Here is a 20,679-nt window from a genome sequence, read left to right on the forward strand (position 1 = left end):
CCATGACCGACACGGAGAAGGCACCGCTCCAGCCGAAGAAGAAGGGCCTGACCCGGCGGCAGAAGCGCACCCTGTCGCGGGGCATCCAGTACGCGGTCTTCGTCGCGGCCGTGATCGCCTTCGCGGTCTCGGCCGACTGGGGCAGGCTGCAGAACCAGTTCGCGCAGGTCGACATCGCCGAGCGGATGTTCCCCGACGTCATCACGCTGGCGCTGAAGAACACCGTGCTCTTCACGGTGACCGGCTTCGCCGTCGGTCTCGCCCTCGGCATGGTGATCGCGCTGATGCGGCTGTCGTCCGTCGGGCCCTACCGCTGGCTGGCCGGCATCTACATCGAGATCTTCCGCGGCCTGCCCGCCCTGCTGATCTTCATCTTCATCGGCGTCGCCGTGCCGCTCGCCTTCCCCGGCACGGAGATCATCGGCGGCACCTACGGCAAGGTCGCCCTCGCGCTCGGCCTGGTGGCGGCCGCCTACATGGCGGAGACGATCCGGGCCGGCATCCAGGCCGTGCCCAAGGGACAGATGGAGGCGGCCCGCTCGCTGGGCTTCTCGCCCGCCCGGGCCATGATCTCCATCATCATCCCGCAGGCCTTCCGGATCATCCTCCCGCCGCTCACCAACGAACTCGTCCTGCTCTTCAAGGACTCCTCGCTGGTGCTGTTCCTCGGCGTGACCCTGGGGGAGCGCGAACTGTCCAAGTACGGCCGCGACCTGGCCAGCCAGACCGCCAACTCCACCCCCATCCTGGTGGCCGGCCTGTGCTACCTGCTGATCACCGTCCCGCTCGGCTTCGTCGTGCGCCGTATGGAGGCCAAGGCCCAGGAGGCCGTGAAATGACCGCGAGCCCGCCCGAGATCCGCGTCAGCGGCCTGCACAAGTCCTTCGGCGACAACCAGGTGCTGCGCGGCATCGACCTGGAGATCGGCCGGGGCGAGGTGGTCTGCGTCATCGGCCCGTCAGGGTCCGGCAAGTCCACCCTGCTGCGCTGCGTGAACCTGCTGGAGGAACCCACCGAGGGCCAGGTCTTCGTCGGCGGTACGGAACTCACCGACCCCGACGTCGACATCGATGCCGTACGCCGCCGCATCGGCATGGTCTTCCAGCAGTTCAACCTGTTCCCGCACCTCACGGTGACCGAGAACCTCACCCTGCCGCAGCGCCGGGTGCTGCGGCGCGGCAAGGCGGAGGCCGCGGAGGTCGCCGCCGCGAACCTGCGGCGGGTGGGCCTCGCCGAGAAGGCGGACGCCTACCCCTCCTCCCTCTCCGGCGGCCAGCAGCAGCGCGTCGCCATCGCCCGGGCGCTGGCGATGGGCCCCGAGGTGATGCTGTTCGACGAGCCGACCTCGGCGCTCGACCCCGAACTGGTCGGCGACGTGCTCGCCGTGATGCGGATGCTGGCGGACGAGGGCATGACGATGATGGTCGTCACCCACGAGATGACCTTCGCCCGCGAGGTCGCCGACCGGGTCGTCTTCATGGACGGCGGCGTGGTCGTCGAGGACGGCACGCCCGCCCAGGTCATCGGCAGCCCCCGCCACGAACGCACCCGCCACTTCCTCTCCCGCCTCCTCGACCCCGCCATGGCGGACGTCGAGGAGGAGACCTCGGACCAGGTGGGCAAGCCGGGGTAGGGCCTGACTAGGGTGCCGGTATGACTGAGCGCGCGGTGCTGCACGTGAAGGGACGGATCCTCGTCGGCCCGGACGAGGTCCGCGACGAACTGTGGGTCGTCGGCGGGCGGATCTCCTACGACCGCCCCGCCGGCGCCCGCGACGTCCGCACCGTCGACGGCTGGGTGCTGCCCGGGCTGGTCGACGCCCACTGCCACGTGGGCCTGGACCGGCACGGCGCGGTCCCCGCGGAGGTCGCCGAGAAGCAGGCCCTCACCGACCGCGACGCCGGCGCCCTGCTGCTGCGCGACGCCGGCTCGCCCTCCGACACCCGCTGGACCGACGACCGCGACGACCTCCCGAAGATCATCCGGGCCGGCCGGCACATCGCCCGCACCCGCCGCTACATCCGCAACTACGCCTGGGAGGTCGAGCCCGACGACCTGCCCGCGTACGTCGCCCAGGAGGCCCGGCGGGGCGACGGCTGGGTGAAGCTGGTCGGCGACTGGATCGACCGCGACCTCGGTGATCTGTCGGCCTGCTGGCCGCGCGGCGCCGTCGAGGCGGCCATCGCCGAGGCGCACCGGCTGGGCGCCCGCGTCACCGCGCACTGCTTCGCGGAGGACTCCCTGCGGGACCTGGTCGAGGCCGGCATCGACTGCGTCGAGCACGCCACGGGCCTCACCGACGAGACCATCCCGCTGTTCGCCGAGCGAGGCGTGGCGATCGTCCCCACGCTCGTCAACATCGCCACCTTCCCCGCGCTCGCCGACGGCGGCGAGTCCAAGTTCCCGCGCTGGTCCGCCCACATGCGCCGGCTCCACGAACGGCGCTACGACACCGTCCGCTCCGCCCACGACGCCGGCGTGCCCGTCTTCGTCGGCACCGACGCCGGCGGGTCGCTCCCGCACGGGCTGGCCGCCGAGGAGGTCGCGGAGCTCACCCGGGCCGGCATCCCGCCGGTCGAGGCGCTGGCCGCCGGCACCTGGGCGGCCAGGAAGTGGCTCGGCCGCCCCGGCCTGGACGAGGGCGCCCCGGCCGACCTCGTGGTCTACGGCGCCGACCCGCGCGCGGACGTGACCGTGCTGACCGATCCGCGCCGGGTGGTGCTCAACGGGCGCGTGGTCGCCTAGCGGCGCGCGCCCGGTGGTGCGTACGAGGGTGACGGCGGGGAACAACCGTGCCCCGGTATTCGAACGAATCCACCAGGTCTCCTCGAAGGGGTGAACAGTCGGCGGATCGCTGACGGCCTGCTGTTCGCGCGGACATCCTTTCCGGGTCCCAGTCGTGTCTCATGGGGGTCCCACCACCTTGTACACCATCAACGTCCGTATGCCCGCACGCCGTTGGGCGGTCGCCGCCGCGGCAGCCGCCCTCACCGCCGGGCCCGCCGCGCTGGCCGGAGCGGGCTCCGCGCACGCCACCGGGGAGAGCGGCAGCGCGAGCGCCGCCGTCCTGCGCACCGGGCTCGACGTGGCCCTGCTCAACAAGACCGTGCACGCCCCGCTCGCCGTCTCCCTCAACGAGGTCCGGGCACCCGGGGACGCGCGGAGGACGGCACTCACCGCCAGCCTCGACGGCGTCGACGGCGGCAAGCCCTTCAGCGTGCTGCGGGCGGAGGTGGCCGACGCGAAGGCGACGGTGAACGGCGAGCGGGCGGAGGCGTCCACCACCCTCACCAAGGCCCGGCTGCACGTGCCGGGTCTGCCGCTGCTGTCGGTCGTCGAGCTGGAGGCGGTGAGCTCCAAGGCGGTCTGCGAGGCCGGGCGGAACCCGCACGCCTCGGTGACCCTGCCCGCCTCGGTGACGGTCCTCGGCAAGCGCGTCGCGCTGACCGCCGGAGGCCCCACCCACGTCGAGGTGCCGGGTGTCGGCGAGGTCCGGCTGGACCTGTCGAAGACCGACACCACGTCGACCACGGCCGCGGCCACCGCCCTGCGGCTGGAGGTGTCCGTCGACCCGCTGGAGCTGAACGTGGCCGAGGTCGAGGGCACGCTGACCCTGGCCGAGTCCAGGTGCGAGACCCCGGCGGCGCAACCGGCCGCGCCGGGAGCACCGGCCGCCCCGGAGGCCGCCGTCCAGCCGCAGGGAGCACGCGCGGAGGCCGACCTGGCCGAGACGGGAGGCGATCCGGTGACCCCGTACGTCGCGGCCGGCGCGGTGGCCCTGCTGGCGGCGGGCGGTGGAGCGGTGGCGCTGTCCCGGCGGGGGCGCGGTAACTGACGTCTTCCGCCCCCGCCGCCCCTCGACGCTCCTCGACGCCGGAGGGGCTGACATCAGCTCCTCCGGCGTTTGAGGAGCGGGGTCCGGGGCGGAGTCCCGGTGTCGGGACGGGAAGGGGCGGCGGGGGCGATTCCGGCCGTGCGCAGCGCCGGCCCCAACGCGCGCAGAAGGCCGTCCGTCGTCCCCCGGCCCCGGACCGCCACACGCAGCCAGCCTCCGTCCAGACCAGGAAACGTGTCCCCCCGCCGCACCGCGTAACCCGCGTCACGCAGCCGCCCCCGCACAGCAGCCGCGTCCGGCAGCCGCACCAGCACGAACGGCCCTTCCGCGGGCTCCACGACCCGCACCCCGAGATCGGCGAAGCCACGCAGCCCGGCGATCAGGTACGCCCGGTCCGCCGCGACGCGCTCCGCCGCCCCCGCCGCCTCCGCCAGGGCCGCCGCCCCCACGCACGCCTCCGCCGCCGCCAGCGCCGGCGTGGACACCGGCCACAGCGGCTGGGCGCGCTCCAGTTCCGCGACGGTCTCCTCGGCCGCCAGGACGTAGCCGATGCGCAGCCCCGCCAGCCCCCAGGTCTTGGTGAGGCTGCGCAGCACCACCAGTCCCGGTACGTCCGTCCGCCCGGCCAGCGCCTCCCGCTCGCCCGGCACCGCGTCCATGAACGCCTCGTCCACCACCAGCGTCCGCCCGGGACGGGCGAGCCCGGCCACGGTGGCGGCCGGATGGAGCACCGACGTCGGGTTCGTCGGGTTGCCGATCACGACCAGGTCCGCTTCCGCGGGCACCGCCGCCGGGTCCAGCCGGAAGCCGTCCGCCTCCCGCAGCAGCACCCGGTGCACCGTGTGCCCGGCATCGCGCAGTGCCGCCTCCGGCTCGGTGAACTGCGGGTGCACCACCACCGGCCGGTTCACCTTCAGCGCCCGCGCCAGCAGCACGAACGCCTCCGCCGCGCCGGCCGTCAGCAGCACCCGTTCCACCGGCAGCCCGTGCCGTGCCGCCACCGCGGCCCGCGCGGCCCGCCCGTCCGGGTAGGCGGCGAGCCCGGACAGCGACGCGGCGATGTGTTCCCGCAGCCACGCCGGGGGCGTGTCCGTGCGGACGTTCACCGCGAGGTCGGCCAGCGCGGACCCGTCGTCGCGGACCTCGGCGTCCCCGTGGTGGCGCAGGTCGTGTCCGCCGGCCACCGGATCAGTGCGCATGCGAGTGGGCGTGCCCGTGCCCGTGGTGGTGGTGGCCGTCGTCGTCGGGGTGGAAGTGCGGCTGCTGCGGAAGCCCCACCTTGTCCTCGAAGCCGGGCAGCGCGATCCGGTACACGCACGAGTCGCAGTTCATCCTGAGATCACCCTTCACGGCCTCCTCGTAGCGCTCCATCACCAGGTCCAGCAGCTCCGGCTCCGGCCCGACGACGTCCGCCGACCGTACCTCGGTGTCCGGACGCGCCGCCGCCCACGCGGCGGTCTGCCGCCGTACCCGGTCCGGCAGGATCCCGGTGAAGAGGAAGTACGGCAGGACCACGATCCGGCGGGCGCCCAGGCGCGCGCACCGGTCCAGTCCGCCCGGCACGTCCGGCGCCGCCAGCGACACGAACGCCGTTTCCACGCCCGCGTAGCCGCGCCCCTCCCACAGCAGCCGTGCCGCCTTGAACACCTCGGCGTTGGCGTCCGGGTCCGTCGAGCCGCGTCCCACGAGCAGCACCGTCACCTCGGACGGGTCCCAGGACGGATCCACCGCCTCGGCCAGCCGCCGCTCCAGCACCCGCAGCAGCGTGGGATGCGGGCCCAGCGGACGGCCGTAGGTGTACGAGATGCCCGGGTGGCGTTCCTTCTCGCGGGCCAGGGCCGCCGGGATGTCACCCTTGGCGTGCCCGGCGGACACCAGCATCAGCGGAACGGCCGCGAACCGCCGCACGCCCCGCTCCACCAGCTCGGCGACGGCCTCGCCCAGCGGCGGCGGGGACAGCTCGATGAAGCCGCCCGCGACGGGCAGCCCGGGGTGACGGCGGCCCAGCTCCCGCACGAAGTCGCGGAACGCCTCCGCTCCGGCGTCGTCCCGGGTGCCGTGGCCGGCGATGAGCAGGGCGGGCGGGGTGGTCACAGGTTCTCCTCGGGACTCGGACTCGGATCCGGGTGTGGGTATGGGTGCGGGTGTGTGTAGGGGTGTGTGCGGAGGGACGCGGTTCACCGCGGCTCCTCCTGCCAGCGGTAGCCGCGCGGGGTGACCATGCGCCCCGCGATCTCGCGGGTCGCCGTGTTGCCGACGGTCACCACCGTCATCATGTCGACCGTCGCCGGGTCCAGCGCGGCCAGCGTGGTCAGCCGGCTCGACTCGTCCGCCCGGGACGCGTTGCGCACGACTCCCACCGGCGTGGCCGGCTCCCGGTGCCCGGCGAGGATCGACAGCGCCTTGGGCAGCTGCCAGTCACGGCCCCGGCTGCGCGGGTTGTAGAACGTCACGACGATGTCCGCCTCGGCCGCCGCCCGCACCCGCCGCTCGATGACCTCCCACGGCGTGTGCAGGTCCGACAGGCTGATCGACACGTGGTCGTGGCCCAGCGGCGCCCCCAGGACCGCCCCGGCGGCCAGCGCCGCCGTCACACCCGGCACGCCGACCACGTCGATGTCGTCCGACGCCTCGGCCAGAGCGGGCGAGGCCATGGCGTACACCCCCGCGTCGCCGCTGCCGATCAGCGCGACCGCGTGCCCGCGCCGGGCCTCCGCCACGGCCGTACGGGCCCGCTCCTCCTCCGCGCCGAGACCGGACTCCAGCACCCGCGTGCCGGGCCGCAGCAGATCACGGATCTGGTCGACGTACTGGTCGAGGCCCACCAGCACGGAGGCGCGCCGCAGTTCGGCCCCGGCCCGCGGGGTGAGCAGGTCCCGGGCGCCCGGCCCGAGGCCGACCACCGCGAGCCTCCCGCGCGCCGGGCGCCGTACGACGGCACAGGTCGCCATCGCGGGACGCGCCGCCGACTTCCGCTTGGGCACCAGCAGTTCACCCCCGCCCAGCAGCGCGGCCGCCTCCGCGACCGATGGGGTGCCGACGGCGGCCAGGGGCGCGTCGGAGGGGTTGGGCACCTCGACGCGCGCCAACTCCCCGGCGGTGTACGTCACCAGGGGCACCCCGAGCCGCCGGGCGGCCGCGACGATGCCGGGCTCGTCCGCCTTGGCGTCGACGGTGGCGAGCGCGGCGAGCGACGCGCCCGACAGTCCCGCGTCCCGCAACGCCCCCTCGACCAGACCGAGTACCTCCTCGGCGGGGGCGCCCCGGGAGGCGCCCACCCCGGCGACGAGGGTCGGGGGCCGCAGCACCACCTCCCGCTCACCCGGTTCGACCAGCCGGTCCGTGACGCGGATCGTGTACGCCCCGTCCCCGGCGACCGGCAGCGGCGGCAGCGGCCAGGTCACCTCGGCGCGCAACGCCACCGCCTCACCGTCCAGCAGGGCCCGCGACACGGCGGCCACGTTCCCCTCCACCGGCAGCCCGAGGGTGTCCAGGCCCGGCAGACGGACGGCATCCGTCGCCGTCGTCACCACCGGCTCGGCGCCCAGCACCTCGCCGACCGCGCGGGCGAGTTCGTTCGCCCCGCCGCCGTGCCCGCCGACCAGGGACACCGCGAACCGGCCCGCCTCGTCGACACAGACCACGCCCGGGTCGGACGTCTTGCCGTCCAGCAGGGGCGCCACGAGCCGCACCACGGCCCCGGTGGCGAGGAAGCACACGAGCTGCTCGCACTCGGCGAACGCGGCCCGTACCGCGTCCGCCACCGGACCCTCGTACACGCGCGTACGGTCCGGCCAGGCGGCGGCCAGCCGGTCCCGCGCCGACGTTCCGGCCGCCGTGGCGGAGATGAGGCCGATCACCTGTCGACTCCTTCGGTACGGCCGTGGGACCGGACGCCCCACGGCAGGGAAACGGGACGGGGCAGCACGACGGTGATCACGTGCTCGCACCCCGCGAACGCAACGCCCGGCGTGCCTCCGGGTCGGCCTTGCGGAAGCCGTGGAAGTGACCCGGGTGGTAGAGGTGCGACCGCGTGCCGTGCGCGTCGAGCGCCGGACCGACCAGGAACAGCGTGTGCTTCCACAGCCTGTGCTCCTTGACGGTCTCCTCCAGCGTGCCGATCGTGCACTTCACCACCAGCTCCTCCGGCCAGGTCGCCTGGTACGCCACGACGACCGGCGTGGACGTCGGGTAGCCGCCCTCCAGCAGCTCCCGCACCAGCTGCCCGCTGCGGGCGGCCGACAGGAAGACCGCCATGGTGGTGCCGTGCCGCGCGAACTCGCGGACCTCCTCGCCGGGCGGCATCGGCGTCTTGCCGCCGCCGAGCCGGGTCAGCACCACCGACTGCGCCACCTCGGGGATGGTCAGTTCCCGCCCCGCGAGCGCCGCGACCGCCGAGAACGACGACACCCCGGGCACGATCTCGGTGGCGATGCCGAGCTCCGCACACCGGTCGACCTGCTCCTGGGTGCCGCCCCACAGCGCGGGATCGCCCGAGTGGATCCGCGCGACCCTCAGCCCTTCCGCGCGGGCCCGCTCGTAGACGGCCACCACGTCCTCCAGGGACATGGCCGCCGAGTCGAGGACCTCCGCGTCCTCACGCGCGTGCCCCAGCACCTCCTCCTGCACCAGACTGGCGGCCCAGATGACCACATCGGCCTCGGCGATGGCCCGGGCGGCACGGAACGTCAGCAGATCGGCGGCGCCGGGACCGGCCCCGACGAAGGTCACCTTGCCGGTGGGGGCACCGGTCGGGGCATCGGTCATGGGAAACGGTCCTCTCCTGCGGATGAATGATCAAGACGGTGGGCGGCGAGCGGGCTGTCACGCGTGCGCGACGGGCCGCCGATCCGATACGAAGGGCACATGGCGGTTCTCGTCGCGCTCGGCGCGTTCCTGATGACGCTGGCCGGCGGCTGGACGGCACACCGCGTGACCGACCGCCGCCATCTGGTGCTGGGCCTGGCCGGCGGGCTCATGCTGGGCGTGGTCGGCCTGGAACTCCTCCCCGAGTCCCTGGAAGCGGCGGGCACCGAGATCCACGGCGTACCGGCGGCCCTGCTGCTCTTCGTGGCGGGCTTCCTCCTCGCCCACCTGGTGGAACGCCTGCTGGCCCACCGGCAGGCCCCGCACGGCGCCGGGGAGACCGTGTCGGCGGCTCGGGCCTGTGGGCCTGCGCCGGGCGCCGGCGCGCCGCCGCGGCTCTCCGGCGAACGCAACCCCGAGGTGGGTCTGACGGCCGCCGCGGCGATGGTCGGCCACAGCGCCATGGACGGCGTCGCGATCGGAGCGGCCTTCCAGGTCGGCGGCGGCATGGGCGCAGCCGTCGCCGTGGCCGTCATCGCCCACGACTTCGCGGACGGCTTCAACACGTACACGCTCACCCGCGTGTACGGCAACGCCCGCCGCCGCGCGCTGACCATGCTGGTCGCGGACGCGGCCGCACCGGTCGCCGGCGCCGCCTCCACGCTCTTCTTCACGATCCCGCAGCCCCTGCTCGGCGGCTACCTGGGCCTGTTCGGCGGCGCGCTGCTCTACCTGGCGGCGGCCGAGATCCTGCCGGAGGCCCACCACCGGCACCCGGCCCGCTCCACCCTGCTGTGCACGATCACGGGCGTGCTGTTCATCTGGCTCGTGGTGGGCGCCGCGCACTGAGCGCGACCGGGCCCGGCTCACAGTTTCCCGCCCCGCCCGCCGTCACGCCGCGGCGGCGCGATGAGCGTCGAGAGGTACGACAGCGGCGCCCCGTCCAGCTCGGCGGCCGGCCGCACCGACTCCTCCGGCAGCCCCAGCGCCGACCCCCACACCGCGTCACCGATCCGACCGGTCTCCCGCAGCGCCTCGGCCACCTCACCGGCCTGCCGCCCGAACTTGTAGGCGACGACGGTCCCGGGCCCGGCCAGCGCGTCCCTGAGCACGGCCGTCCCCGCGGTGACCGGCACCAGCGTGAGCGGCTCGGTCCCCTCGGTCAGCACCGCGCCCGAACGCGCCGCCAGGTCCTGCATGGCGGTGATCCCCGGAACGGTCTCCACGACCGTCCCCGGCACCAGCGCGCCGACGGTCTGCGCGAGATAGGTGAACGTCGAGTACACATTGGGGTCCCCGATCGTCGCGAAGGCGACGGCCGCGTGCTCCCGCAGCAGCCCGGCGACCCGCTCGCCGGCGGCGTCCCAGGCCGCCTCCCGCCGCGCCCGGTCGGTCCGCTCGTTCAGCGCGAACACCACCCGGACGACCTTCCCGGCGGGCACGTGGTGCAGCACCGTCGCCTCGGCCCGCCCGCGCTCACCGGTGTCCAGCACCGGCACCACGACGACATCCGCGGCCCGCAGCGCGTTGACCCCCTTGACGGTCACCAGTTCCGGGTCCCCGGGCCCCACACCGACCCCGATCAGCCTGCTGCTCATGACGTCCGGCACCTCTCCACGAACCGACGGGCCACACCGGGCTCGGACGCCCAGTGCGTGTGCAGATAACTCGCGTGCACACCACGCTGTACGAATCCCTCGACACGCCGTTCGGGCGCCCGCATCCCCCAGGCGGGCTCGTCCCCGGCCACCGGCGAGACGACGGTCCGGTGGAACTCGTGCCCCCGCATCCGGGTGCCGGCGCGGGCCAGCGCGCTGTCGCTCACGGCGACGGCGTCCCGGTATCCGAGGGTCAGCCGCTCCGACATCCGAGCGGAGGCGTCCAGCACCCCGCACATGGGCAGTCCGTCCAGCTCCCGGCACAGGTACAGCAACCCGGCACACTCCGCGGCCACCGGAGCACCGCCGAGGGCGAGGTCGCCGACGGCCTCGCGCAGCGCCTCGTTGGCGGACAGCTCCGCGGCGTACACCTCGGGAAACCCCCCGCCGATGACCAGCCCTGCCGTCCCCTCGGGCAACGCCTCGTCCCGCAACGGATCAAAGACCACGACCTCGGCCCCGGCAGCCGCGAGCAACTCCGCGTGTTCGGCGTACGAGAACGTGAAGGCCGCCCCACCGGCAACGGCCACCCGGACAGTCCGCCCGGTATCCCGCAGCCCGTCCGCCGCTCGACGCCGAGACCCGGCACCCCCGAGCCCACCCGCCGCATGAGGACGAGGCCCGGCATCCGCCGGCCCGTCCGGCGTGTGAGGACGAGGCCCGTCCAGGGCCGGACGGGGGTCCGGGGGCAGAACCCCCGGGGACGATGGGGGTCCCCCCGCTCGAGCGGAGCCGAGAGTGGGGGAGGGAAGGGGCGGCGGGGGCGGGGAAACCAAGGCCTCACCCGCGTCCCACCCCGCACCCGCCAAGGGACCCGCACTCCGCGCCAACGCGACCAACGCCGCCAGATCGCACCCGCCGCCGACCTGCGCGGCCATCGCCGCGACCGCCTCGACGGCCAGGGCACCCCGCTCGGCCACCGGCACCAGCCCCAGATGCCGGGACGGCGTCTCCACCGGCGCGGCCCGCCGCAGAACCCCCAGCACCGGCACCCCGACGGAGTCCAGCGCCTCCCGCAGCAACCCCTCGTGCCGCTCGGAGGCGACCTTGTTGAGGATCACGCCCCCGACCCGCACCTCCGGGTCCCAGCTCACGAACCCGTGCACCAGCGCCGCCACCGACCGCGACTGCGACGACGCGTCGACGACGAGCACGACCGGCGCCCGCAGCAGCTTCGCCACCTGCGCGGTGGACGCCAGCTCGCCCTCACCGGCCGCGCCGTCGTACAGCCCCATCACGCCCTCGACGACGGCGATGTCGCACCCCCGCGCACCGTGCGCGAACAGCGGAGCGACCAGCTCCGGCCCGCACAGATAGGCGTCGAGGTTGCGCCCCACGCGCCCGGTGGCGAGCGTGTGGTACCCGGGGTCGATGTAGTCCGGCCCGGCCTTGTGCGGGGACACCGCGAGCCCCCGCGCGGTGAGCGCGGCCATCAACCCCGTGGCGACGGTGGTCTTGCCGCTGCCCGACGAGGGCGCGGCGATCACCAGCCGGGGTACGGAGGTCACCACTCGATGCCCCTCTGCCCCTTCTGCCCGGCGTCCATGGGGTGCTTGACCTTGGACATGTCGGTCACCAGGTCGGCGAACTCCACCAGTTCGGCGGGCGCGTTGCGCCCCGTGATCACCACGTGCTGCGTCCCCGGCCGCTCCCGCAGCACGGACACCACCTCGCCGGTGTCGATCCACCCCCAGTGCATCGGGTAGGCGAACTCGTCGAGCACGTACAGCCTGTACGTCTCGGCGGCGAGATCCCGCTTGACCTGCTCCCAGCCCTCCCGGGCCTTCTCCTCGTTGTCCATCTGCGCGTCGCGCTGGACCCAGGACCAGCCCTCGCCCATCTTGTGCCAGTCGACGGTCCCGCCCTCGCCGGAGGCGCCGAGCACCCGGAGCGCGTTCTCCTCGCCGACCTTCCACTTCGCCGACTTGACGAACTGGAACACCCCGATCGGCCACCCCTGGTTCCAGGCCCGCAGCGCCAGGCCGAACGCGGCGGTCGACTTGCCCTTGCCGATGCCCGTGTGGACCACGACCAGCGGCCGGTTGCGCCGCTGACGGGTCGTCAGCCCGTCGTCGGGTACGACACTCGGCTGCCCCTTCGGCACTACGCGGCCCTCCTCGAAGTCCCCTGCACGTCCCTGACCAGCCCGGCGATCGAGTCCGCCCGCAGCTCGTCCAGCGTCACCGCCGTACCGCCCAGCTCACCCGCGAGCTGCCCGGCGAGTCCCAGCCGCACCGGCCCCGACTCGCAGTCCACGACCACCGAGGCGACCGGGTCGGCCGCGAACATCCGCGCCGCGCGCCCCGCCAGGGCCACCGGCTCCGGACCGCCGGTCGCCCGCCCGTCCGTCACCACCACGACCAGCGGTCGCCGCGCCGGATCCCGCAGCCGCTCCACCCGCAGCACGTCGTGCGCCGTGAGCAGCCCGGCCGCCAGCGGCGTACGCCCGCCCGTCGGCAGCGACTCCAGCCGGGCGGCCGCCGCGTCCACCGACGAGGTCGGCGGCAGGGCGACCTCGGCCGCCGATCCCCGGAAGGTCACCAGACCCACCTTGTCCCGCCGCTGGTAGGCGTCGAGCAGCAGCGACATCACGGCGCCCTTGACGGCGCTCATCCGCTGCCGTGCCGCCATCGACCCGGAGGCGTCCACGACGAACAGCACGAGGTTCGACTCACGTCCCTCGCGTGTGGCCTGCCGCAGATCGTCCCGCCGCACCACCAGTCCGGGCCCGGACCGGCCCCGTGCCCGCTGGTGGGGAGCCGCCGCCCGCACGGTCGCCGCCAGGTGCAGCGCGGTCAGCGCCCCCCGCGGCCGCCGTGCCCCGGTGGTCCGCCCCTGTTCGGTCCGCGCGCGGGAGCGTCGCCCGGCGGCTCCCTGACCGATGCCCGGCACGTGCAGCACCTTCGTCCGGAACGGCTCCGCGGCCCGTACGGCGGACTGCTCCCCGGCACCGGGCCCCGCCTGCGGCTCCCCGTCCTCGCCGGCCTCGGGCCGGGCGGCGGTGTCACCGTCTCCCCGGGGGCCTTCACCGGGTGCCGGCTGCCCGCCCGGGCCGCCGTCCGGTCCCGGGTCGGGATCGCCGTCCGGTCCCGGGTCGGGATCGTCGTCCTCGCCCCCGTCCTCGCCGGGCCCGCCGAACTCCTCCAGCGTCTCGTCGAGCCGGTCCTCGTCGAGGCCCGGCGCGTCGAACGGATTCCGCCGCCGCCGGTGCGGCAGCGCCAGCAGCGCGGCCTGCCGCACGTCCTCGGCCAGCACGTCCGTCCGGCCCGCCCAGGCCGCCAGCGCGGTCGCCGTACGCGCCATCACGATGTCGGCGCGCATGCCGTCCACCTCGAAGGCGGCGCAGGTCGCCGCGATCTGCCGCAGCGCCCCGTCGCCGAGCCGCACCGACGGCAGCAGCTCCCGCGCCGCCACGATCCGCGCCCGCACGGCGGACTCCTCGCCGGCCCAGCGGGCGGCGAAGCCGGCCGGGTCGTCGTCGTACGCCAGCCGCCGCCGGACCACCTCGACCCGCTGGTCGGGCTCGCGCGAGGCGGCGACCTCGACGGTCAGCCCGAACCGGTCGAGGAGCTGCGGACGCAGTTCGCCCTCCTCCGGGTTCATGGTGCCGACGAGCAGGAACCGCGCCGCGTGCCGTACCGAGACGCCCTCGCGCTCGACGTACGAGGCACCCATGGCCGCCGCGTCCAGCAACAGGTCGACGAGATGGTCGTGCAGAAGGTTGACCTCGTCGACGTACAGGATCCCGCGGTGCGCGTCGGCCAGCAGCCCCGGCTCGAACGCCTTGACGCCCTCCGCCAGCGCCCGCTCGATGTCGAGCGCGCCGACCAGCCGGTCCTCGGAGGCACCGACGGGCAGCTCGACCATGCGCGCCGGCCGCGACTCGCCCGCCCCCGCCTCGTGCGGCCCGTCCGGGCACGCGGGGTCGGGGGAGCCGGGGTCACAGGAGAAACGGCATCCGGAGACGACGTCCACCGCCGGCAGGAGCGCCGAAAGGGCGCGTACGGCCGTGGACTTGGCGGTGCCCTTCTCCCCGCGGACCAGCACGCCACCGACCTGCGGCGACACCGCGTTGAGCAGCAGCGCGAGCCGCAGGTCGTCCTGACCGACAACGGCCGTGAACGGGAACGGGGTGGTCACTTGTCGTCGCCCTCCAAGTCGCCTTCGAGTTCCAGGTAGGTGGCACGCAGCCGCTCCAGCGTGTCCGCGTCCGGCTCCGCCCACAGGCCGCGGTCCGCCGCCTCCAGCAAGCGTTCCGTGATGCCTCTCAGGGCCCAGGGATTCGACTTCCGCATGAAGTCCTGGTTCTCGGCGTCGAAGACGTACTCGGCGCTGAGCTTCTCGTACATCCAGTCGTCCACGACCCCGGCCGTGGCGTCGTAGCCGAAGAGGTAGTCCACGGTGGCCGCCATCTCGAAGGCGCCCTTGTAGCCGTGGCGCCGCATCGCCGCCATCCAGCGGGGGTTGACCACCCGGGCCCGGAAGACCCGGTGCGTCTCCTCGCCCAGCGTCCGGGTTTTCACCTGGTCGGGCGTGGCGGAGTCACCGACGTAGGCCTCGGGCGAGGTGCCCGTGAGGTGCCGCACCATGGCGACCATGCCGCCGTGGTACTGGAAGTAGTCGTCCGCGTCGACGAGGTCGTGCTCGCGCGTGTCGACGTTCTTCGCCGCCACCGCGATCCGCCGGAACGCCGTCTCCATGTCGCCGCGCGCCGCACGGCCGTCGAGCCCGCGCCCGTAGGCGTAGCCGCCCCAGACCGCGTACACCTCGGCGAGGTCCGCGTCGGAGCGCCAGTTGCGGGCGTCGATCAGCGGCAGCAGACCGGCGCCGTACGCGCCCGGCTTGGAGCCGAAGATCCGGGCCGTGGCCCGGCGCCGGTCGCCGTGCGCGGCGGTGTCCTCGTCGGCGTGGGCGCGTACGTAGTTGGCCTCGGCGGGCTCGTCCAGCTCCGCCACCGCCCGCACCGCGTCGTCGATCAGCCCCACGACGTGCGGGAACGCGTCCCGGAAGAAGCCGGAGATGCGGACCGTGACGTCGATGCGCGGCCGGCCGAGCTCCTCCGTCCCGACCACCTCGAAGCCGGTCACCCGGCGCGAGGCGTCGTCCCACACCGGACGGCAGCCCAGCAGCGCCAGGATCTCGGCGATGTCGTCGCCCTGGGTGCGCATCGCGGATGTGCCCCACACCGTCAGGCCGACGGACTTCGGATACTCACCCGTGTCCCGCAGGTACCGCTGCACCAGCGAGTCCGCCAGCGCCTGCCCGACCTCCCAGCTCAGCCGGGACGGGATCGCCTTGGGGTCGACGGAGTAGAAGTTCCGGCCGGTCGGGAGCACGTTGACCAGTCCGCGCGTCGGTGATCCCGACGGGCCCGCCGGGACGTAACCGCCGTTCAGCGCCCGCAGGATGTGCCCGATCTCGTCCGTGGTCCGGGCGAGCCGGGGCACGACCTCGGTGCAGGCGAACTCCACCACGGCCACCGCGTCCGGGAGTTCGGCGCCGAGCACCTCGCGCACCAGCGGCGCGCTCTGCTCGACCGCCCAGCCGCGCTCCTCCATGCCCTCCGCGATCCGCCGGCACAGCTGCTCCAGCAGGTCGATCGCGTCGGAGGCCGACCGCGCCGGACCGTCCACCAGTGCCGTCAGCTCCGCCGGCACCTTCAGCGGGGCACCGGGCTCGGCCAGCAGTTCCTTCTCCACCAGCCCGAAGTGCTCGGCCAGCGAGGCCCGCAGACCCGGCAGCGCGTTCGCCCGTCCGCCCCACACCTGCGCGGCGCGCAGCACCGCGAGCACCAGGTTGACGCGCGGCTCGCCGACCGGACCGCCGCCCAGGATGTGCAGCCCGTCGCGGATCTGCACGTCCTTGATCTCGCACAGATAGCCGTCGATGTGCATGACGAACGAGTCGAAGTCGTCGTCGTCCGGCTGGTCGTCCACGTGCAGGTCGTGGTGGAGCTCGGCCGCCTTCACCAGCGTCCAGATCTGCGCCCGTACCGCCGGGGCCTTGTCCGGGTCCAGGTCGGACACCAGGGCGTACTCGTCGAGGAGCTGCTCCAGCTTCGCCAGGTCGCCGTAGGTGTCGGCCCGCGCCATCGGCGGGACGAGGTGGTCGACCACGGTCGCGTGCCCGCGCCGCTTGGCCTGGGTGCCCTCGCCGGGGTCGTTGACGATGAACGGGTAGATCAGCGGCAGGTCGCCGAGCACCGCGTCCGGGGCGCACCCGGAGCCCAGTCCCAGCCCCTTGCCCGGCAGCCACTCCATGGTGCCGTGCTTGCCCATGTGCACGATCGCGTCGGCGCCGAAACTGTTCTCCAGCCAGCGGTAGGCCGCCATGTAGTGGTGCGACGGCGGCATGTCGGGGTCGTGGTAGATCGCGATCGGGTTCTCCCCGAAGCCGCGCGGCGGCTGGATCATCACCACGACGTTCCCGAACCGGAGGGACGCCAGCACGATGTCGTCGCCGTCGACGTACAGCGAGCCCGGCGGCTCGCCCCACGCCTCGGTCATCGCCTCCCGCAGCCGCGGGTCCAGCTTCTCGAACCAGGCCCGGTAGTCCGCGAGCGGCACCCGTGCGGGCGCGGCGGCGAGCTGGTCCTCCGTCAGCCACTCCACGTCGTGGCCGCCGGCCTCGATGAGCCGGTGGATCAGCTCGTCGCCGTCGTCGGGGTGTCCGTGCACCCCGTACCCGGCGTCCCGCAGGGCGTCCAGCACCCGTACCGCCGAGGCGGGGGTGTCGAGGCCGACCGCGTTGCCGACGCGGGAGTGCTTGGTCGGGTAGGCGGTGAAGACCAGCGCGAGTTTCTTCTCCCCGTTGTCCAGGTGCTTCAGCCGGGCGTGCCGTACGGCGATCCCGGCCACCCGCGCGGCCCGCTCCGGGTCGGCGACGTACACCGGGACGTCGTCCGGGCCCTGCTCCTTGAAGGAGAACGGGACCATGATCAGCCGTCCGTCGAACTCCGGGATGGCGACCTGCATCGCCGCGTCCATGGGGGACAGGGCGGCGTCGGACCCCTCCCACGCGGCGCGCGACGAGGTGAGGCACAGCCCTTGCAGCACCGGCACGTCCAGGTCGGCGAGCGCCCCGATGTCCCAGGCCTCCTCGTCACCGCCCGCCGACGCCTGCGAGGCGTGCGTGCCACCGGCCGCCAGCACCGTGGCGACCAGCGCGTCCGCCCGCTCCAGCAGTGCGTACAGTCCCGCGTCCGCGCCGCGCAGCGAACCGCAGTACACGGGCAGGGCGTTGGCGCCCCGCGCCTCGATCGCGTCGCACAGCGTGTCCACGAAGGCGGTGTTCCCGCTCAGTTCGTGGGCGCGGTAGAACAGCACGCCGACCGTGGGGCGGCCCTGCCGCGGGACACGTTCGCCGTGGACGCCGTACTCCGGCATCGTCCGCGGCTCCTCGAACCCCTCACCGGTCAGCAGCACGGTGTCCGACAGGAACCGGGCCAGTTCGGTGAGGTTGTCCGGGCCGCCCTCGACGAGGTAGCGCAGCGCCTCCGCGACCACACCCGCGGGGACCGTCGACTCGGCCATGAGTTCCGCGTCCGGCACGGCCTCACCGCCGAGCAGCACCGCCGGGATCCCGGACGCCCTGAGCGCCGCGAGCCCGTCCTCCCAGGCGCGCTTGCCGCCCAGCAGCCGTACGACGGCGAGGTCCGCCCCGTCCAGCAGCGCGGGCAGTTCGTCCGTCACGTCCACGCGGGTCGGATTGCCGATCCGGTAGGGGGCGCCGGAGGCACGGGCCGCCAGCAGGTCCGTGTCGGCGGTCGACAACAACAACACAGTGCTCATGCGGGCGCTCCCGGTGGAATGAAGGGCAGTCCTCGTGGCGCGCCGGACTCGATGAGCCGCCACAGCGCGTCCGTGTCCGCGTGCTGTTCGATCAGGTCGCCGAGCCGGTCGAGCTGCTCCTCGCGCAGCGCGGCGAACGAGGTGTCGGGGGCCGGGACGAAGCGGCGCCCCGCGGCGGCGGCCACCTCGCGCAGGAAGGCGCGCCGGAAACCGTCCGACTCCAGCGAGCCGTGCCAGTGCGTGCCCCAGGTCTGTCCGACCCGGCAGCCGTCCAGGCGGTGTCCGCGGTCGTCGGAGATGAACGCCTCGCCCCCCAGTACGTCGGCGACCCCGTGGTGGATCTCGTAGCCCTCGACGGGTTCCCCGAGGGCCCGGCCGGCGGGCCTGGTGAGCGTCTTCTCGCGGGCGAACCGCACCCGCACGGGCAGCACGCCGAGCCCGTCGACGTGCCCGGCGCGGCTCTCCACCTCGTCCTCGATGTGCTCGCCGAGGAGCTGGAAGCCGCCGCAGACACCGAGCACGGGCCGCCCCGCGGCCGCCCTGCGGAGCAGCTCCTCCGCCAGCCCGCGCTCGCGCAGCCACCGCAGCGCCCGTACGGTGCCGCGCGTCCCCGGTACGACCACGAGGTCGGCGTCGGCCAGTTCCTCCGGCCGGTCCACGAACCGCACCACGACGCCCGGCTCGGCGGCCAGCGCGTCCACGTCCGTGAAGTTCGACATCAGCGGCACCGCGCACACCGCGACCCGCAGCACGTCCTCGCCGGCCGGCGCGGCCACCGCCGACTCGCGCACGGCACCCCGCAGGGAGACCCGGAGCCCGTCCTCCTCGTCGATGCCGAGCCCGTGCCGGAAGGGCAGCACACCGTACGTCCGCCTCCCGGTCAGGCCGTGCAGCATGCCGAGCCCCGGTTCCAGCAGCGACACGTCGCCCCGGAACTTGTTCACCAGGAACCCGGCGACGAGGTCCTGGTCCTCCCGGGACAGCAGGGCGACGGTGCCGAAGAACGACGCGAAGACGCCGCCCCGGTCGATGTCGCCCACGATCAGCACGGGCAGTCCGGCGCCCCGGGCGATCCCCATGTTCACGATGTCCGTGCGCCGCAGGTTGATCTCGGCCGGGCTGCCGGCCCCCTCGCAGATCACCGCGTCGTGGGTGTCCCGCAGCTGCTCCAGACAGTCCAGTACCGTGCCCAGCAGGCGCTGCTGCCGCCCGCCGTGATAGCCGCGCGCGCTCATCTCGCCGACGGGCCTGCCCATCAGGACCACCTGGCTGGACCTCTCGCCACCGGGCTTGAGCAGCACCGGATTCATCAGCGCCGTCGGCTCGACCCGGCAGGCCTGCGCCTGCATGGCCTGCGCCCGCCCGATCTCGGCGCCCTCCCGGGTCACGAACGAGTTCAGCGACATGTTCTGTGCCTTGAACGGCGCGACCTTGACGCCGCGTCGCACCAGCCACCGGCAGATCCCGGCGGTCACCACGCTCTTGCCGGCGTCCGAGGTGGTCCCGGCCACCAGCAGCCCCCCACCGGTCATGTCCTGCGTCCCTTCCACACGTTCCGTGCGAGGGCACCGGCGCCGAGCGCCAGCCAGCCCACGCGCCGTGACAGCCGTACCGCCCGGTCGATGTCCCGGACGGCGACGGCCCGTCCGCCGCCGTTGAGCACCGGCCGGTGCTCGACCCGGCCCCCGTAGGAGAGCGTCCCGCCGAGCCGCACTCCGAGCGCGCCGGCGAAGGACGCCTCGACGGGGCCGGCGTTGGGGCTCGGGTGCCGGTGCGCGTCGGCCCGCCACGCCCGCAGCGCGCCGCACGGATCCGGCCCGCAGGCCGCCGCGAGTACGGCGGTCAGCCGCGCGCCCGGCCAGCCGGCGACGTCGTCGAGGCGGGCGGAGGCCCAGCCGTAGCGGCGGTGCCGGGGGGACTTGTGGCCGACCATCGCGTCCAGGGTGTTGACGGCCCGGAAGCCGAGCAGGCCCGGCACCCCGGCGGCGGCACCCCACACGAGGGCGCCCACCACGGCGTCGGAGGTGTTCTCGGCGACCGACTCCACCACCGCGCGGGCGATCCCGTCGGCGTCCAGCGCCTGCGGGTCCCGGCCGCACAGGTGCGGCAGCCGCGCCCGGGCCGCCTCGACGTCCCCCGCCTCCAGGGCCCGGCCGATGGCACGGGCCTCCCGGGCCAGCGAGGTGCCGCCGACGACCGCCCAGGTGGCGACACCGGTCAGGGCGACGGACGCGGCGGGGGAGGAGCGCACGCAGCGTGCGGCCAGCCCGCCCAGCGCCACGGCGCCCCCGACGCACACCGCGGTGTGCACGGCGCCCCGGCCCCGGTCGTCGCGCCACAGCACTCGTTCCACGGCAGCCGCGGCCCGCCCGAAAGCGGCGACCGGGTGCCCGCGGCGGGGATCGCCGAGCAGCAGGTCGCCGAGGAGGCCGGCGGCGGCGCCGTACGCGAACACGCGATCGGCACCCACGGGGTCAGCCGGTGAGGGATCCGGAGGGAGCGGCCCCGGGACGGGGTGGGGTGTCGCTGATCGACCTCGGCAGGCAGCCGCGCATGGCGATATGTCCTCACTCAGGGTGTCCGCGCCCTG

16 protein-coding genes are annotated in these 20,679 nt (G+C 74.5%); 5 read left to right on the plus strand and 11 right to left on the minus strand.

Annotation, left to right across the window (positions count from 1 at the left end; all coding sequences use genetic code 11):
• The first annotated feature begins 2 nt into the window (after positions 1–2).
• From IE172_RS05415 to IE172_RS05430, 4 genes are all read left to right on the plus strand, one after another.
• Positions 3–839: an amino acid ABC transporter permease gene (locus tag IE172_RS05415; RefSeq protein WP_190095889.1), complete on the plus strand. Its 837-nt coding sequence runs from the start codon at positions 3–5 to the stop codon at positions 837–839.
• Positions 836–1,633 (plus strand): amino acid ABC transporter ATP-binding protein, encoded by a 798-nt coding sequence (locus IE172_RS05420; RefSeq protein ID WP_190095890.1) that lies wholly within the window; start codon positions 836–838, stop codon positions 1,631–1,633. Before IE172_RS05415 ends, IE172_RS05420 begins: the two co-directional genes overlap by 4 nt.
• Positions 1,634–1,653: 20 nt before the next feature.
• Positions 1,654–2,745 (plus strand): amidohydrolase family protein, encoded by a 1,092-nt coding sequence (locus tag IE172_RS05425; RefSeq protein ID WP_190095891.1) that lies wholly within the window; start codon positions 1,654–1,656, stop codon positions 2,743–2,745.
• 199 nt (positions 2,746–2,944) lie between these two features.
• Entirely contained in the window at positions 2,945–3,835 is an 891-nt protein-coding gene (locus IE172_RS05430) for an SCO1860 family LAETG-anchored protein (RefSeq protein ID WP_190095892.1), read from the plus strand.
• A gap of 53 nt (positions 3,836–3,888) precedes the next feature.
• Here the strand turns inward: IE172_RS05430 and cobC are convergent, their stop codons facing one another.
• The 4 genes from cobC to cobM all read right to left on the minus strand — a co-directional run bounded on the left by cobC (position 3,889) and on the right by cobM (position 8,602).
• Positions 3,889–5,034, minus strand: a complete 1,146-nt coding sequence (gene cobC / locus IE172_RS05435; protein WP_190095893.1) for an Rv2231c family histidinol phosphate aminotransferase CobC — start codon at positions 5,032–5,034, stop codon at positions 3,889–3,891.
• On the minus strand, positions 5,024–5,929 hold the full coding sequence (locus IE172_RS05440) for a sirohydrochlorin chelatase (protein WP_190095894.1): 906 nt from the start codon (positions 5,927–5,929) through the stop codon (positions 5,024–5,026). Before IE172_RS05440 ends, cobC begins: the two co-directional genes overlap by 11 nt.
• An 83-nt stretch (positions 5,930–6,012) precedes the next feature.
• Positions 6,013–7,695, minus strand: a complete 1,683-nt coding sequence (cobJ, locus tag IE172_RS05445) for a precorrin-3B C(17)-methyltransferase (protein WP_190095895.1) — start codon at positions 7,693–7,695, stop codon at positions 6,013–6,015.
• 76 nt (positions 7,696–7,771) lie between these two features.
• Positions 7,772–8,602, minus strand: coding sequence for a precorrin-4 C(11)-methyltransferase (gene cobM, locus IE172_RS05450; protein ID WP_190095896.1), 831 nt, complete (start codon positions 8,600–8,602; stop codon positions 7,772–7,774).
• 99 nt (positions 8,603–8,701) lie between these two features.
• Between cobM and IE172_RS05455 the strand changes: the two genes are divergently transcribed.
• Entirely contained in the window at positions 8,702–9,490 is a 789-nt protein-coding gene (locus IE172_RS05455; RefSeq protein ID WP_190095897.1) for a ZIP family metal transporter, read from the plus strand.
• A gap of 17 nt (positions 9,491–9,507) precedes the next feature.
• Here the strand turns inward: IE172_RS05455 and cobI are convergent, their stop codons facing one another.
• Genes cobI through IE172_RS05490 form a run of 7 tightly spaced genes read right to left on the minus strand, consistent with a single transcriptional unit; the run spans position 9,508 to position 20,559 of the window.
• On the minus strand, positions 9,508–10,239 hold the full coding sequence (gene cobI / locus IE172_RS05460) for a precorrin-2 C(20)-methyltransferase (protein ID WP_190095898.1): 732 nt from the start codon (positions 10,237–10,239) through the stop codon (positions 9,508–9,510).
• Positions 10,236–11,810, minus strand: coding sequence for a cobyrinic acid a,c-diamide synthase CobB (locus IE172_RS05465; protein ID WP_190095899.1), 1,575 nt, complete (start codon positions 11,808–11,810; stop codon positions 10,236–10,238). The genes cobI and IE172_RS05465 overlap by 4 nt, the downstream gene beginning before the upstream one ends.
• Positions 11,804–12,403: a cob(I)yrinic acid a,c-diamide adenosyltransferase gene (cobO, locus tag IE172_RS05470; protein ID WP_190095900.1), complete on the minus strand. Its 600-nt coding sequence runs from the start codon at positions 12,401–12,403 to the stop codon at positions 11,804–11,806. The genes IE172_RS05465 and cobO overlap by 7 nt, the downstream gene beginning before the upstream one ends.
• Complete coding sequence (locus tag IE172_RS05475) at positions 12,403–14,439, minus strand: putative cobaltochelatase (RefSeq protein WP_190095901.1); 2,037 nt, start codon at positions 14,437–14,439, stop codon at positions 12,403–12,405. Before IE172_RS05475 ends, cobO begins: the two co-directional genes overlap by 1 nt.
• The gene (cobN, locus tag IE172_RS05480) at positions 14,436–18,089 is read right to left on the minus strand and encodes a cobaltochelatase subunit CobN (RefSeq protein ID WP_190095902.1); all 3,654 of its coding nucleotides are present in this window, start codon (positions 18,087–18,089) and stop codon (positions 14,436–14,438) included. Before cobN ends, IE172_RS05475 begins: the two co-directional genes overlap by 4 nt.
• On the minus strand, positions 18,086–19,621 hold the full coding sequence (locus IE172_RS05485) for a cobyric acid synthase (protein WP_190095903.1): 1,536 nt from the start codon (positions 19,619–19,621) through the stop codon (positions 18,086–18,088). Before IE172_RS05485 ends, cobN begins: the two co-directional genes overlap by 4 nt.
• Positions 19,618–20,559, minus strand: a complete 942-nt coding sequence (locus IE172_RS05490) for a cobalamin biosynthesis protein (protein WP_190095904.1) — start codon at positions 20,557–20,559, stop codon at positions 19,618–19,620. Before IE172_RS05490 ends, IE172_RS05485 begins: the two co-directional genes overlap by 4 nt.
• Positions 20,560–20,679: the final 120 nt, after the last annotated feature.

This window comes from Streptomyces griseoflavus (genome assembly GCF_014649995.1).
Lineage (GTDB): Bacteria > Actinomycetota > Actinomycetes > Streptomycetales > Streptomycetaceae > Streptomyces > Streptomyces griseoflavus.

Coding starts and splice junctions, on each gene's coding strand:
- cobM (WP_190095896.1), bottom strand. CDS start 8,602: ATGACCGATGCCCCGACCGGTGCCCCCACCGGCAAGGTGACCTTCGTC.
- IE172_RS05455 (WP_190095897.1), top strand. CDS start 8,702: ATGGCGGTTCTCGTCGCGCTCGGCGCGTTCCTGATGACGCTGGCCGGC.
- IE172_RS05430 (WP_190095892.1), top strand. CDS start 2,945: ATGCCCGCACGCCGTTGGGCGGTCGCCGCCGCGGCAGCCGCCCTCACC.
- IE172_RS05420 (WP_190095890.1), top strand. CDS start 836: ATGACCGCGAGCCCGCCCGAGATCCGCGTCAGCGGCCTGCACAAGTCC.
- IE172_RS05485 (WP_190095903.1), bottom strand. CDS start 19,621: ATGACCGGTGGGGGGCTGCTGGTGGCCGGGACCACCTCGGACGCCGGC.
- cobN (WP_190095902.1), bottom strand. CDS start 18,089: ATGAGCACTGTGTTGTTGTTGTCGACCGCCGACACGGACCTGCTGGCG.
- cobC (WP_190095893.1), bottom strand. CDS start 5,034: ATGCGCACTGATCCGGTGGCCGGCGGACACGACCTGCGCCACCACGGG.
- cobI (WP_190095898.1), bottom strand. CDS start 10,239: ATGAGCAGCAGGCTGATCGGGGTCGGTGTGGGGCCCGGGGACCCGGAA.
- IE172_RS05425 (WP_190095891.1), top strand. CDS start 1,654: ATGACTGAGCGCGCGGTGCTGCACGTGAAGGGACGGATCCTCGTCGGC.
- IE172_RS05415 (WP_190095889.1), top strand. CDS start 3: ATGACCGACACGGAGAAGGCACCGCTCCAGCCGAAGAAGAAGGGCCTG.